12 protein-coding genes and 1 tRNA gene are annotated in these 14,441 nt (G+C 72.3%); 9 read left to right on the top strand and 4 right to left on the bottom strand.

The window, feature by feature from the left end:
* A partial coding sequence (locus ACIQCH_RS12520) for an amino acid adenylation domain-containing protein (RefSeq protein WP_402580622.1) occupies positions 1 to 2,272 on the top strand: 2,272 nt, incomplete at its 5' end.
* 313 nt (positions 2,273 to 2,585) lie between these two features.
* On the opposite strand, the gene ACIQCH_RS12515 is transcribed toward ACIQCH_RS12520, so the two are convergent.
* Positions 2,586 to 2,750 carry a hypothetical protein gene (locus ACIQCH_RS12515; protein WP_158939643.1) on the bottom strand — a complete coding sequence of 55 codons (165 nt, stop codon included), beginning with the start codon at positions 2,748 to 2,750 and terminating at the stop codon, positions 2,586 to 2,588.
* 222 nt (positions 2,751 to 2,972) lie between these two features.
* On the opposite strand from ACIQCH_RS12515, the gene ACIQCH_RS12510 reads away from it, so the two are divergent.
* The gene (locus ACIQCH_RS12510; RefSeq protein ID WP_402580621.1) at positions 2,973 to 3,875 is read left to right on the top strand and encodes a 4'-phosphopantetheinyl transferase family protein; all 903 of its coding nucleotides are present in this window, start codon (positions 2,973 to 2,975) and stop codon (positions 3,873 to 3,875) included.
* A 39-nt stretch (positions 3,876 to 3,914) separates the two neighbouring features.
* On the opposite strand, the gene ACIQCH_RS12505 is transcribed toward ACIQCH_RS12510, so the two are convergent.
* Positions 3,915 to 4,697, bottom strand: a complete 783-nt coding sequence (locus tag ACIQCH_RS12505; protein ID WP_402580620.1) for a chaplin family protein — start codon at positions 4,695 to 4,697, stop codon at positions 3,915 to 3,917.
* 265 nt (positions 4,698 to 4,962) lie between these two features.
* Between ACIQCH_RS12505 and ACIQCH_RS12500 the strand changes: the two genes are divergently transcribed.
* Positions 4,963 to 5,035: transfer RNA gene (locus ACIQCH_RS12500), tRNA-Arg, on the top strand.
* Positions 5,036 to 5,161: 126 nt separating this feature from the next.
* Here ACIQCH_RS12500 and ACIQCH_RS12495 read toward each other — a convergent pair.
* Entirely contained in the window at positions 5,162 to 5,485 is a 324-nt protein-coding gene (locus ACIQCH_RS12495; RefSeq protein WP_402580619.1) for a hypothetical protein, read from the bottom strand.
* 257 nt (positions 5,486 to 5,742) lie between these two features.
* Here ACIQCH_RS12495 and ACIQCH_RS12490 point away from each other — a divergent pair, with 257 nt between their 5' ends.
* Positions 5,743 to 5,943 carry a hypothetical protein gene (locus ACIQCH_RS12490; RefSeq protein WP_402580618.1) on the top strand — a complete coding sequence of 67 codons (201 nt, stop codon included), beginning with the start codon at positions 5,743 to 5,745 and terminating at the stop codon, positions 5,941 to 5,943.
* Between the two features lie 188 nt (positions 5,944 to 6,131).
* Here the strand turns inward: ACIQCH_RS12490 and ACIQCH_RS12485 are convergent, their stop codons facing one another.
* Positions 6,132 to 6,848 carry a hypothetical protein gene (locus tag ACIQCH_RS12485; protein ID WP_402580617.1) on the bottom strand — a complete coding sequence of 239 codons (717 nt, stop codon included), beginning with the start codon at positions 6,846 to 6,848 and terminating at the stop codon, positions 6,132 to 6,134.
* Between the two features lie 275 nt (positions 6,849 to 7,123).
* Between ACIQCH_RS12485 and ACIQCH_RS12480 the strand changes: the two genes are divergently transcribed.
* From ACIQCH_RS12480 to ACIQCH_RS12460, 5 genes are all read left to right on the top strand, one after another.
* Entirely contained in the window at positions 7,124 to 8,371 is a 1,248-nt protein-coding gene (locus tag ACIQCH_RS12480) for a CapA family protein (RefSeq protein WP_402580616.1), read from the top strand.
* Positions 8,372 to 8,586: 215 nt separating this feature from the next.
* Positions 8,587 to 10,848 (top strand): HAMP domain-containing protein, encoded by a 2,262-nt coding sequence (locus ACIQCH_RS12475; protein WP_402580615.1) that lies wholly within the window; start codon positions 8,587 to 8,589, stop codon positions 10,846 to 10,848.
* A gap of 6 nt (positions 10,849 to 10,854) precedes the next feature.
* Positions 10,855 to 12,669: a poly-gamma-glutamate synthase PgsB gene (pgsB, locus tag ACIQCH_RS12470; protein WP_402580614.1), complete on the top strand. Its 1,815-nt coding sequence runs from the start codon at positions 10,855 to 10,857 to the stop codon at positions 12,667 to 12,669.
* Entirely contained in the window at positions 12,666 to 13,148 is a 483-nt protein-coding gene (locus ACIQCH_RS12465) for a poly-gamma-glutamate biosynthesis protein PgsC/CapC (RefSeq protein WP_030209715.1), read from the top strand. The genes pgsB and ACIQCH_RS12465 overlap by 4 nt, the downstream gene beginning before the upstream one ends.
* A 137-nt stretch (positions 13,149 to 13,285) precedes the next feature.
* Positions 13,286 to 14,362 (top strand): hypothetical protein, encoded by a 1,077-nt coding sequence (locus ACIQCH_RS12460; RefSeq protein WP_402580613.1) that lies wholly within the window; start codon positions 13,286 to 13,288, stop codon positions 14,360 to 14,362.
* The last annotated feature ends 79 nt before the right edge of the window (positions 14,363 to 14,441 follow it).

The following is a 14,441-nucleotide window of genomic DNA, read 5'->3' as shown; positions in this document are numbered from 1 at the left end:
CGTACGAAACCAGGACCTCCCCTTCGACCGCCTCGTCGAGGACCTGAACCCGACCCGCTCCACCGCCCACCACCCCCTCTTCCAGGTCATGCTCGCCTTCCTCCAGGCGACGGACGACGACCAGCTGGACCTTCCGGGCCTCACCACGAGCTGGCACGACGTGGTCACCCACACGGCCAAGTTCGACCTCGACTTCGGCATGACCGAGCGCCACACCGCCGACCACGCACCGGCCGGCATCGACGCCCACATCGAGTACCTCAGCGACCTGTTCGACCACGAGACGGTCGTCGGCGTCGCCGACCGCCTCCTGCGACTCCTGGAAGCCGTCGCCGCCGACCCCGACACCCGGATCGACGCCGTCGACGTCCTCGGCGACGCGGAGCGCGCAGCGCTCCTGCGCACCGGCGGCGACACCCACGTCGACCACCCGGACGAGCAGCCCGTGCACCGGCTGTTCGCCGCGCGCGCCGCCGCCTTCCCGGACGCCGTCGCCGTGGTCTGCGGCGACGCCGAACTCACGTACCGGGAGCTGGACGTCCGCTCCGGCCAGGTCGCCCGGCACCTCCTCGCGCACGGCGCGGGGCCGGAGGTCCCCGTCGCCATCTGCCTGGAGCGCGGGCCCGAGATGATCGTGGCGATGCTCGGCGTCCTCAGGGCAGGAGCCGCCTACGTGCCGCTCGACCCGGCCAACCCGGCCCAGCGGCTGCGGTTCGTCCTCGACGAGACCCGCACCCCGGTCGTCGTCACCCAGGAGTCCCTCGCGGACAAATTGGGCGGGTCGTCGCCGACCGGCACCCCCGGCGCGCGCCACCTGCTGCTGATGGACCGGGACCGTCCGCTCCTCGACGCCCTCGACGGCTCCGACCCCGGGGTCCCGGTCGACCCGTCCTCACTGGCCTACGTCATCTACACCTCCGGGTCCACCGGTACGCCCAAGGGCGTCATGATCGAGCACCGCTCGATGAGCAACCGGCTCCAGGAAATGCAGCAGCGGTACGGTCTCGGCCCCGCCGACCGGACCCTCCAGTTCGCCTCCATCAGCTTCGACGCGGCCGCCGAGCAGGTCTTCCCCACGCTCATGGCCGGCGGCCGGATCGTCCTGCGCGACGGGGAGACCTGGACGCCGGCGCAGAGCCTGCGCGTGATCCGCGAACAGGGACTCACCGTCGGCGAGTTCACCCCCGCGATGTGGCAGCAGATCGTGGCCCGCCTGGAGTCCGGCGACACCCTCGCGGACTCCTTCCGCCTCCTCGTCCTCGGTGGCGAGGCCGTGCCGGCGAACGTGGTCGCGCAGTGGTTCCGCACCACGTCGGTGCCGATCGTCAACACGTACGGCCCGACCGAGACCACCATCTCCGCGACGGCGTACACGCTGACCGGCCCCGTGGACCGGGTCCCGATCGGCCGGCCCATCGGCAACACCGAGGCGTACGTCATGGACGCGCACGGTGCGCTCACCCCCACCGGGATCCCCGGCGAGCTGTGGCTCGGCGGCGTCGGCGTCGCCCGCGGCTACTGGGAGCGGCCCGAGCTGACCTCCGGAGCGTTCGTCCCGCACCCCTTCGTCGCGGACCCGGACGCCCGGCTGTACCGGACCGGCGACCTCGTGCGCTGGCTGCCCGACGGCAACCTGGAGTTCCTGGGCCGCATCGACCACCAGGTCAAGCTGCGCGGGCTGCGGATCGAGCTCGGCGAGATCGAGGCCGTGCTCACCTCCCAGGAGGAGATCGCCTCGGCGGTCGTCCTGGTCCGCGAGGACACCCCGGGTGACACCCGGCTCGTGGCGTACGCCGTCCCCGCGCCGGGCCGCTCCGTCGACGTCCCCGCCGTACGGCTGCGCTGCAAGGAGGCCCTGCCCGAGTACATGATCCCGGCCGCCTTCGTGGTCATGGACGCGCTGCCGCTCACCACCAGTGGGAAGGTCGACCGGCGGGCGCTGCCGGAGCCTGCCGCGGAGCGCGAGCACCTCGCCGCCGACTACAGCGCGCCGCGCAACGAGATCGAGGCAGCGCTGGCGGAGGTCTGGAAGGACGTCCTGGGCATCGAGCAGGTGGGCATCCACGACAGCTTCTTCGAGCTCGGCGGCCACTCGCTGCTCGCGACCCGGGTGGTCAACCAGGTCGACCTGCTCACCGGCCTGGAGATCTCCCTGAGGGAGTTCTTCGCTGCTCCGACCGTGGCCTCGCTGGCAGCCCGCCTGCTGGAGCTGATCGCCCTGGAGGACGAGGAGGAGGACACGGCCCTGGAGGACGCCGGCGCGATGGCCTGACGCCACCGCGCCCGGACGGGGCCGGACGAGGCCGGACGGCCGAACGGCCTCGGCCGTGTTCACCGCGGGCCCTTGGAGGAGGGGGGCGGTGAACACGGCCGGGACCGGTCGGACAGGCGGAGGATCAGACCCTGGTACAGGCGCAGGTACAGGCGCCGGGGCAGGGTCGGGGGCGGACTCAGGGGCGACGGCAGGCTTCGGGCCGGGCCCGGGGGGCTGTTTCGCAGTCGGCTCGGACGTCGGCCTCTCACCCGGCTCCGGGTCGGGCTCGGCCACGGCCGGCGGGTGTCGCGCGCCGGGAGGCCGGCTCGGCTCAGCCCCACGGGTTGTGCGGGTCGGGGGACTCGGTGACGACGACGCCGGGCTGGGTCGGCGGGGTGGTCGAGGTGTTCTCCGCGTAGGCGTTGGTCGTGAGCGACCCGGCGGCAGCGACGAGGAGGACGAGACCGGCGATGCGAAGCGCGACGTTCTTGATCATCTTTCTACTGACTCCAAGTCCGAGAGGCGGCCGACCGGCTGCTGCTTGAGGAATGCCCGAAGCTTCGCAGCCCCTGCCATCGGGTCACTATCGATGACGCCCCGGCACCGATAGGCGGCCCACTGAACCGCCCCTGACCTGGCTTTTCACCACTATCCGAAGGAACCGCGGGACAGCTTGCCCCGGCACGCTGTGCCGCCGTCCGACGAGTTGAGGACTCGCATGAAACTGATGAACCCGCCCCGCCCTCCGGCCGCCGGTCGGCGGGCCGCGCACCCCGTGGCCGTCCACCCGGGACCGCCCGGAGCCCCGTCAGGCACCGGCCGGCCCACCGGGCACCCGGCGCCCCCCGGCGGCACCCCGACCGCGGTGGTCGACTGCCACGTCTGGCTCTCGCGGGTTCCCGCCGAGCCGGTCCTGCGCTTCGAGCTCCTCGACGAGGTGGAGCGGGCCCGCTGCTCGCGCTTCGTGAACGGGCGCGACCTCGCCCTCTTCGTCACGGGCCGGACGCTCGCCAAGTCGGCGGTGGGCCTGCTCGCCGGGGTCGCCCCCGAGGAGGTGTCCCTGCGCGCCCTGTGCCCCGACTGCGGCGGCCCTCACGGCAAGCCGTGGGTGGAGGGGAAGGCCGCCGGCTGGGAGTTGTCGCTGTCCCACTCCCGCGACGTGGTGGCGGTCGCGGTGGCGTACGGCCACGCCGTGGGAGTGGACGTCGAGTACTTCGTCCCGCAGGCGCTGCCGGGCGTCCCCGCCGAGTACGAGCTGGTCCTGACCCCCGCCGAGCGGCTGATGGTGGAGTCCCTGCCGATCGAGCGTCAGGCCTCCGCCTGCCTCACGCTGTGGACGCGGAAGGAGGCCGTCCTCAAAGCCACCGGCGAGGGTCTGAACACCTCCATGGAGTCCTTCACCGTCTCCCCCGCGTCGGCGCCGCCCGAGCTGATCGCCTGGCACGGCCCCACCGCGTCCGACCGTCCCGCGCTCGCCCTTGCGGACCTCCCGAGACTGGGCGACTGCCACGGCGCCCTCGCCGTCACGGGCGCCCGGACCGCCGCCCTCAGGGTCCACACGGGCTCGGAGCTGGCGCCCGGCAGCGCGCTCGCGGCACGGCCGGCGGTTCCCGCCCCGTGACCCCGCCGACGGCCAGGGGGCGGGCGTCACCGGGCCGGGTCAGCCCCGGCGGCCGGCCGCCCCCGCGCCGTAGCGGCGGAAGAGGAACCCGCCGGCCAGCAGCGCCGCCAGGCTCGCGGCCGCGGCGCCGCCGACCGTGCCGTCCGTACCGGTGTGCGCCAGGGTGTGGACCGGCGTCCGCTCGCGCACGGTGGGCACGACCGGCCGCGGCGGCAGGTTGCGGACGGTCGGCGGCTCGTGCGGCGGGGTCTTCACCGGGGGCTTCGACCCGACCGTCGGGTGCTCGGGGGCGGGCGGCTTCTGCTCCTTGGGCGGCACCGTGGGCGGCTTCTGCTCCACCGGCTCCTCGGGCTGCCCTCCCGGGCCGTTCACGGCCTCGTTCCCGAAGACGGGATTGGCGACCCCGACGACGTTCACGGTGTTCCCGCTGACGTTCACCGGCAGCCGTACGGGCAGCTGGACGCCGTTCCCGCTGATGACGCCCGGCGACCCCTCCGAGGCGCCACCCGCCTTCGCCCCGCCCGACGTCGAGGACGAGGCCGAGGGCGAGGATGAGGAGGAACCGCCCTCGTGGGCCCCGCCGCTCTTGTTGGCGCAGCGGTTGCCCATGGCGGGGTTGAGCAGCCCGACCACGTTCACGGTGTTCCCGCACGCGCTCACGGGGACGTGCACCGGCAGTTGGATGCCGTTGCCCGAGAGCAGACCCGGCGAGCCCTTCGCCGCCCCCTCCGCCGCGGAGTCGGCGTACACCGATCCGGCCATGGCCATCACCCCGGACGCCGCGGCGACGGCGATCACACTGTTTCGCTTGGCCCGAGTCATCGGTCCCTGCCCTTCCACGCATGGTCGCGGGCACTCGCCCGCACCCGTGAAAACGCCCCGCCAGCCATCCGGGTTATGCCGAATCCACCTTTCGCCCCCTACGGCCCCCTCCCCGCCCCCACCCCGTGCACCCCTCCGGGACACGTCCGCGATCATGGCCGGACCACCGCACCACGGCCCTCACGAGCAACAATCCCCCGTACGCCCCGCAGCGCACCCGCTACACTGGGCGCGGCGATCTGCCCCTTGGGGAAGATCATCAGTTGCCTTCGTAGCTCAGGGGATAGAGCACGGCTCTCCTAAAGCCGGTGTCGCAGGTTCGAATCCTGCCGGGGGCACATCGATGGTGAGAGGCCCCGGACCGGGAACGGTCCGGGGCCTCTCGCGTGCCCGGGCCCGGGTGGGCGGGTCAGGTGGCGAGGTCGACGTAGACCCCTGCCGCGGCCGGCAGGGGCGTGCGGGGGTCAGCGGTTCGTGCGGCCGCGGCGGAGCATGGCGAAGCCGAGGCCGGCGGCGCCTACGGCGGCCATGCCGACGCCGCCCGCGATGAGGACCGCGCCGTCGGGGGTGCGGACGCCCTCGACGCCGACCCGTACGCCGCTCGTGGGAGTGGGGGCCGGCTCGGCGGCGACCCTGATCACGGTCGCCTGCTCCGCCGTGGGCGAGGCGGCGGCCCGCCCCCGGAGGACCGGCGAGTCGGCGGCGGCGGTCTGCGCCGGGAGGGCGAGGGCCGCCAGGGCGCCTGCGGCGAGGGCGCCCAGGGCGGCGGTTCGGAGCGGGGCGTGCATGGTCGGTCCCTTCGTCGTCGGAACGTCGGTCGCGCGACGTTCTCGAACGTACGGGGGTGATGTGTGGGCTGTGCGTACGGGATGTAACAGTTGGCCGGATATGCACCCTCGGTGCTGTTACGTGGAGCGAAGGCGCTGATCAGGGGGTCGGCGCCGCGGACGAGGGGCGCCCCTCCCGGATATCCGGGTGCATATGCCCCGATATGCCCCTACGATCCCAAGTAGTCCAGAAGTTCCCCCGAGGGAGTGACGCCGGGATGACCAGAGAGCAGAAGAAGGACCTCCGCACGGCGGCCAAGGCCGCGGAGCCGACGGGGCCGCCGGCCGACGCGGGGCACGGCTTCCACGGGCCGGTCCGCAGCAAGGTCAAGGGCGGCGTGCACACGAAGGCGGAGCTCAAGCGGGCGGGCTCGGCCAAGGGTGACCGCATCGGCGAGCGGAGCCGCGGGCTGAGCTAGCCCCGGAGCGGCGAGCCGACCCCGGGGGCGCCGAGCCGCCCCCGGGGCAGGACCCCGCCCCACCCCAGTAGACGAGGGAGCCCTCCCGGCGGCCAGGACCGGCTGCCGGGAGGGCTCCCTCGCTCATGAGCGCATCGGGGGTCGTGGGGGTGCAGAGGGTGGCGGGAGTGGCCGGTGTGGCGGCGCGGTCAGCCGCGCTCCCAGCGCTCCGTGAGTTTGCTGATCGCGGACGCGACCTCGGAGCGGCTCTCCGCGTTCGTGCGGATGCCGCGGTTCATCTCGATGTGCAGGAAGCGCGCGTCCGTCTCGGCCGCGTCCAGTCCCTGTTCGTTCGACGTCCCGGAGAGCTTGCACTTGCGGGACCAGGCCTGGCACACCTCCAGGTCCGCCGCCCGCAGCCCCTTCGACAGCAGCCTGGCGTCGGCCACCGCCCGGTCGCCCGCGCCCGTGGAGACCACGACGTCGAACTCCGGGAAGGACTCGTTGGCGAAACCGTGCAGCTGGACGCCCGGCATCTTCCGCTTGATGAGCTCGTCGATCACACTGTGGAAGACGGAGTCCGTACGGTGCGCCACGTCGGCGGCGTTGCCCTTGCCCGCGTTGCGGTGGGCGCCCGCCAGCACCAGGACGCCGCCCGGCTCGCCCCGGAGGACCTCGGCGCCGACGCGTTCGGTGTTCTCGTCGGCGATCGGGTGCGGCACCTGCACCGACCAGCGGATCGGGGTGCTCAGGTCGACGTAGACCCGGCCCCAGCCGCGGCTGCGACCGCCGGTGAACGCGGCGGCGTCGGAGACCTCGGCGAAGCGCCGGCCACTCACCTCGTCCGTGAAGGACTGCAAAGAGTAATCGACCTCGGCGAGTTTGCGACGGGCCGCTTCCTGGTTCCCGTCAAGGAGCAACGCCACACCCTGAGTGACCGTCAGCCGTTCATCGCGGGTTGGTATGCGGTAACCGCCCCGTTCACCAAAGGCTGTTGTGTATTGGGTGATCCGATCTTCCAGGTCAACGGCCACGGCGGCGCGAGGTCGCGGCGGCTCCTGCTGACCGGCGGAGGGTTGCCCACCCCACAGTGTGAGACACACCACAATCGCACAGATGGAAGCCACCGCGCCGAAAGTTATTGCAATCGTTATTCGTTTCGCGGGAGATGCGCTCATAGTCAGATGAAAATACCGGAGTGATGACCAACGCCGACCAAGCCACCACCGTCCGGACCGGGGCCCTGGCACTGCTGCTGTGCGCCTCGCTCAGCGGCTGCGGACTGGTCGGCACGCAGGCTCACGCGGGGCCCGAAACCCCTGGTGACGGCAGGTCCTTCAGCCTCGCCGCAGGGGGCGACGTGCAGGTGCAGTCCGAACTGGTCGCACAGGCCCGCAAGGACGGCAAGAGCGCCGGAAACGCCAACGGAGCCGTCCGCGGGATCTCCTTCGACGCCATGATGAGCTCCATCAAACCGGTCATAAGCAAGGCAGATCTGGCGATCTGCCACATAGAGCCAGTATTGGGCAAATCGGGCGGACCGTTCAAGGGGCACCCCGACTTCGTCGCGCCCCCGCAGATCGCCACCACCCTCAAGCGCATCGGCTACGACAGCTGCTCCACGGCCGCCAGCCACGCGCTCGACCACGGCCCGGGCGGCATCCGCAGCACCCTCGGCGCGCTCGACGCGGCCGGCCTGAAGCACACCGGCTCCGCCCGCTCCCCCGAGGAAGCCGCGCGGCCCCTGATCCTCGACGTCAAGGGCGTCAAGGTCGCGCACCTGGCCTTCACCAACACCTTCACCGGTCGCGCCAAGCTCCCCGCCGACAAGCCCTGGCTGGTCAACCAGACCTCCTTCGACCGCATCGCCGCCGCCGAGAAGGCGGCCCGCGCCGCCGGCGCCGAGGTCGTCGTCCTCAGCATGAACTGGGGCACCGAGTTCGAACCGGACCCCAACGCCGCGCAGCGCCGGCTGGCCCGCAAGATCGCCGAGAAGACCGGCATCGACCTCGTCATCGGCCACCACGCCCACGTCGTGCAGCCCATGGAGAAGATCGGCGACACCTGGATCGCCTACGGCCTGGGCAACCAGCTCTCCCGCCACGACGCGCCCACCGGCCTCTCCGAAGAGGGCGCCATCGGCTGGTTCGACTTCACCGAGCAGGGCGGCAGCTGGACCGTCCGCGCCCGGTACGCCCCCACCCTCATCGAGATACCGGCCGACGCCGAGCACTCCGGGACCGACCCCGGCCCGCTCCCGCAGCCGGCCCCCGGAACCGTCCGGGACGTCCGCGTCGTCAACGTGGCCGACGCCCTCGCCACCGGCACCGGACTGACCGAGGAGCAGCGCGCCCGCTACCGCCTCGCCGCTGAGCGGACCACGGGCACGCTGCTCAACAGAGGTGGAGCCGACGAGGGACTCCGCCCGCTGGAGGTCGTGCCCGATTGAGCGGGCGGGGGGTGCACCGACGGCCGCGCGCGGAGCGCGGCCGCGGCTATGGGCGCCCCGCCGCACCACCCCCCGACACCACCCTGACAAGATCCCCCGTGTCCGTACCGAGACCGAATTCCGGGACCACCCCACTCCCGGGACGTAGTGAAGAGGAGCGTCCGTTGGCCGCGTCGCGCACGAAGCGGCGGCACAAGGTCCGCCGGAGGGCGGACATGTCGCTGCTGGGTGGCATACGCCCGCCCATCGCGGCGCTGTCCGCAGCCCTGCTCGCCCTCGCCGCCCTGACCGCGATCCAGTTCGGCAGGAGCGGCCAGGAGGCCGTCCCCGAAGCGGTGCTCACCTCGCAGCAGCACTTCGCGGAGGACGGGGCGATCGCCCTGCGCGCGTCGCTGGACGAGAGCATCACCGACCTGAGCCGCACCGCCGCCCTCTTCAACGCCGGCAAGCCGGTGTCGGCGGACACCGTCCTGGACAAGCTCGGCAACGTCTACCAGAAGTGGCGCGGCACGGCCGTCCTGGAGATCAAGTCGGGCAAGCTCGAGGCACAGCGCGGTGAGAACCTGCCGCTGACCGCCATCGACCGCACCAAGCTCACCGACGACAACGGCCTCGCCCCGCGCATGGTCCGCCTGCAGAACGGCGAGACCCGGCTGCTCACCTTCGGCGTGCTCTCCTGGCCCGACAAGCCCCAGCAGCTGCTGGTCGCCTCCAGCAGCCTGAAGTTCCCGGGCGTCAGCCTCGGCCGGTTCCGCGCCATCGCGGTCGTCGACTCCGCCGGCGCGATCCTCAGCAGCGACGGCCTCGCCGACCCCTCCCAGGCCGAGAACGAAGAGGCCAAGGGCGCCGCCAAGCAGTCCAAGAAGCAGCTCACCAGGTTCGCCAAGTCCGCCGCCCGCAAGGCCGAGCAGCACCCCCTGAAGGCCAAGGAGCCCGGCTCCGGCGGCTTCCCGGGCATCAGCGGCAGCCTGCTCGGCGACTCGCGCGGCGGTGAGCGCTCCGTCGCCGGCTACGCCACCCTGTCCGGCTCCACCCCCGGCGAGGGCACCGCCGCCACCGCCCTCGGCCTGACGGTCGTCTCCAGCGTCGAGGTCACCGAGGGCGCCGACACCGCCGTCAGCACCTTCTTCGGCGTCGCCGCCGCCGGCGCGCTGCTCCTGATCGGCGCCCTCGCGATCGCCCTCCTCATCGGCACCGTGCAGAAGCCGCTGCTCCAGCTGTTCCTGGAGAGCCGTCGGCTCAGCCGCGGCGACCTGACCCGCCCGGTCACCCTGCCCAAGTACGGCGAGGCCTCCCGCGTCGGCGCCGCCCTGGAGCGGCTGCGCCGCCAGCTGCTGGGCGAGCCCGCCGAGGAGCAGCAGTCCGACGACGTCGAGCGCGGCCGCCGCGGCCGGATCGGCATGCGCGCCCTGGTCGGCACCTGCGCCGCCCTCCTCCTGGTGTGGTCGGCCCCGCTGGTGCTGCTGATCAACCGCGCCGACGGAAGCGTCAAGGTCCCGCAGGCGATCGTGAGCGACCAGCGCGAGCGCACCGAGACCCTCGCCGACCGCGTCCGCCGCGCCCTCAACGAGGGCCACGCCGACCTCACCTCGGTCGCCTCCATGCTCGGCGCCTCCACCACCACGGAGGAGATGGGCCAGATCCTGGAGCGCACCCGCAACGAGCACGGCCGGTACGAGTCGCTGTACGTCGTAACCGCGGACGGCACCGTCACCGCCAAGGCCGGCTCCGCGCCGCACCACCCGGCCGGCAAGGCCCCCGAGACCGTCCCGGTCGTCCTGCGCGAGGCCGGCAACAAGCCCGTCATCACCGAGTACGCCGAGGCCCCCGGCCTCAAGGGCGCCGCGGTGGTCGGCGAGCTGAAGATCGACTTCCTGAACGCGCTGCTCAAGCGTCCGGGCCTGGGCGAGATCAAGGTCGTCGACGGCAAGCACCGCGTGATCGGCAGCAGCACCGGTTACCGCGCCCTCCAGGGCCTGTCGGGCGACAAGCTCAACGCGCTGGTGACCGCCGCCAACCAGAAGTCGGGCAAGGGCCCGCACGCCAGCAGCGTGGTCAACCGCGACGGCGACGGCGTCACCATCGCCGCCGCGGCCCCGTTCGACGGCGGCGGCGCGGCCAAGCCCCTCGACTGGACCGTGGTCAGCTCGCAGCCCGCCAAGGGCCTGGCCATCGCCGAGTACAAGCTGCAGAACCGCACCGTGCTCGCCGGCCTGCTCGGCATCACGGCCGTCGGCGCCTGCCTCGGCTGGATGCACATCATCGTGGTCCGCCCGCTGCGCGAGCTCGCCAAGCGCGCCGAGGCCCTGGCCGACGGCGACCGCCGCACTGTCCTCTTCCCGACCCACCACGACGAGGTCGGCGCCGTCACCCGCAGCCTGGAGGTCATCCGGCAGCAGCTCGTGGAGCTGCGCAAGCGGGAAGCCAGTGGCAGCGCCGGAACGGCCGGCAAGGCCACCCCGGCCGGAAGGAACTGAACCGCCGTGCTCTTCCTCTACTTCGTGCTGATGGCCTGCTGCGCCGTCATGCTCGTCGCCGGCATCATCGAGCAGCGGCGGCACTTCGCCAACCTCGAGGAGATACCCACCCGGGTCCTCGTCAACGGCATCCGCGGCAAGTCCTCCATCACCCGCCTCGTCGCCGGCGCCCTGCGCGGCGGCGGGCTGGTGACGGTCGCCAAGACCACCGGCACGGCGGCCCGCTTCATCCACCCCGACGCGACCGAGGAGCCGGTCTACCGCAAGTTCGGCCTCGCCAACGTCGTCGAGCAGATCGGCATCGTGCGCCGCGCGGCCGCGTACCAGCCGGACGCGCTGGTCATGGAGTGCATGGCGGTCATGCCCCCGCTCCAGGAGCTCAACCAGCAGAAGCTGATCCAGTCGACCATCGGCGTGCTGTGCAACGTCCGTGAGGACCACGTCGCCGAGATGGGCCCGACCCTGGACGACATCGGCCGCTCGCTGTCGCGCTCCATGCCGGTCGGCGGCATCTGCGTCACCGCCGAGAAGGAGCGCTTCCACGTGCTCCAGCAGGAGGCGGACGCCCGCAACTGCCAGCTCATCTACGCCGACCCCGAGATGGTCAGCGACGAGGAGCTGCGCGGCTTCTCCTGGTTCACGTTCAAGGAGAACGTGGCGATCGCCCTGGTGGTCGCCGACCTGCTCGGCATCGAGCGCGAGACCGCGCTGCAGGGCATGTACGACGCCCCGCCGGACCCGGGCGTGCTCTCCGTCGAGCGCTACATCGTGCCCGGCGACAAGAAGCTCCGCTTCGGCAACATCTTCGCGGCCAACGACCCCGAGTCGACGCTGATGAACATCCAGCAGCTGCTCGACCTCGGTGCCATCAGCCGCCCCCTGAACGTGGTCATCAACTGCCGCCCCGACCGCGTCGAGCGCAACGGCCAGATGGGCCAGATCGTCCCCGACCTCCAGCCGGAGAAGGTCTTCGTCATCGGCCACCCGTCCAAGTCCGCCATCGACGCCATCCCGGCCGAGTGGCGCGACCGGGCCGTCGACCTCGGCGGCGAGGGCGAGGACTTCGTCCACGAGCTGCTCGGCATGCTCGACCAGGAGTCCTCGCTGGTCTCCATCGGCAACATCCACGGCCAGGGCGAGATCCTCCTGGAGCACCTCGCCGAGCTGCCCAACTTCGAGGACGACGCGGACGACCGCCCGTCCATGGGCTCCGCCGGCACCCCCGGCAATCCGGGCGACGCCGCCGCCGCGCAGCACCCGCGCCACGACCAGACCATGGCGCTGTACGCCGTCAAGCACCTGGACCCGTACGCGAACATGTCGGCCGCCGAGGAGGCGCGCCGCATGCAGGCCGCCCAGGCCGCCGTGCCGCGCCAGCGCCAGTCCTACCCGTACCAGCAGCAGCCGCAGCCGCAGGCCGGGTACGGCTACCCGCAGCAGCCGGGCCAGGGCGGGGACCAGCAGGGCTACGGCTACGGCTACCCGCCGGCGCAGCAGCCCCAGCAGTACCAGCCGCCGCAGCAGATGCAGCACCAGATGCAGCCGGTCCAGCCCCTGCCGCCGGTCCAGCCCCTGCCGCCGATGCAGCCGGTGCGCCCGCAGCAGCCGGCCCGCCCGGCGCTGCCCGCCGCGCCCCAGCACCAGCAGCAGCCGCCGCAGCAGCCGCAGTACGACCGGGGCGCTCCCGAGGACCAGTACGGCCGTCCGCAGCGCCCCGAGGCCCCGTGGCCCCCGTTCCAGCAGCAGCCCCCGCGGCCGCCGCAGCAGCACCAGCCCCACCCGTCGACCCAGCAGTGGCAGAGCCCAGGAGAGCCCCGTTGATCCCCGCCGTACTCACCCCCGAGATCGCCGCGATCGGCATCGCGCTGGGCCTGCTGTTCTCGCTGATGTGCTACCTGACGACGAACCTGTCGCCCGGCGGCATGATCACCCCGGGCTGGCTGGCCCTCACCCTCATCGAGGACCTCCAGCGCGCCGCGCTCGTCGTGGGCGTCACCGTCATGACGTACCTCCTGACGCTGCTCACCCAGAAGTTCGTCATCCTCTACGGCAAGCGGCTGTTCGCCGCGGTCGTCCTGATCGGCGTGCTCCTCCAGGCCACCGTGGTCATCGTGCTGCAGATGGAGTTCCCGCTGCTGTACGCCAACCAGACCCTGGGCTTCATCGTCCCGGGCCTGATCGCCTACCAGCTGGTCCGCCAGCCCAAGGGCGCCACCCTGCTGGCCACCGGCTCCGCGACGCTCATGACGTACGTCGTGCTGACCGCCGGAATCCTGCTCGGATTCATGCCCCACGTGTAAGGCTGGGCGTCGAACACCCGCACGCCCGCCCCGCGCACGAGCCGGTACGGATCACGTACCGGCTCGCGCGCGCCAGCACCGCCCCGCACCGCAACCCGCCCGCAGTACCTTCTGAACCGATCCGCCCGGAGCGTCCCATGGCCGAGCTCAAGCCCAAAAAAAAGCGTCCCGTCCTGCATGCCGTGACCGTGGTCGCGCTGCTCGCCGGCAGCGCGTACTTCACCTTCGAGCTGCGCAAGGACGAGCAGCAGAAGGCCCCTGCGGTCGCGAGCGTGACCGACAACGTGGACTCGTCGGGCAAGAACGCCTCCAGCGGCGAGCAGAAGTGGGAGCGCCTGAAGAACCCCAGCCGCTCCGTCCTCCGCGGCGGTGACGGCAACGTGCTCGCCATGTTCACCGACGGCGCCCGCACCGCCACCCTCACCGGCCCCAGCCGCACCTTCACCGAGCCGGCCAACACCAAGACCCGCGTGGTGACCACCGACTGGGTGCGCCTCATGCCCGAGCCCTGGCGCGAGGGCGCCGAGCGCGAGCAGTGGTTCAAGGAGTGGTTCAAGCAGTACAACGGCAGCGAAGAGGACGACATCTTCGCCTTCGCCTTCCAGTACGTCGACGGGGCCCCGGTCAAGAAGGACGCCGAAGGCGCGCCCTACGCCGGCGACGCGGCCTTCGGCCCGATCAACCCCAACGGCTCGGCAGGCAACGACCTGCGCCTGGAGCAGTCGGACTTCTACGACTACCTCGGCCAGTCCTACACCTTCCGCAACGGCACCACGATGTCCCCGGAGCCCGCCAAGTACCGGGCCATGGACTGCTCGGGCTTCATCCGCACGGTCTTCGGCTACCGCGCCCGCTTCCCGCTGGCCCCGCTCGACGGCCAGGGCGACGGCCTGCCGCGCACCGCCAACGGCATGGCCCGTTCCAAGGTCGGCGTGGACGTCATCCCGCTCAAGGGCATCACCGCCGCCGACCGGCCGACCAACATCGACGTGCTCCAGCCGGGCGACCTGCTGTACTTCAAGCTCGACGCCCGTACCGGCCAGCGCCTGGACCACACCGGCATGGTGCTCGGCAAGGACACCGACGGCCACCTGATCTTCATATCCAGCCGCGAGGAGGCCAACGGCCCCACGATCGGCGACAAGGGCGGCACGTCCCGCCTGGACGGCAACGGCTACTACGCGGCCACGCTGCGCAGCGCCAAGCGCATCTGACGCGTCGCCGCGACACCGCGGCCCGCACTCCGCCGCCGAGCCCCCTCAGGGGCCGGCGGCGGAGCCGTTCCCGGGCCCG

The sequence above is a fragment of the Streptomyces sp. NPDC093225 genome (assembly GCF_044753805.1).
GTDB lineage: Bacteria > Actinomycetota > Actinomycetes > Streptomycetales > Streptomycetaceae > Streptomyces.
This window is presented reverse-complemented; position numbering and strand designations above follow the sequence as displayed.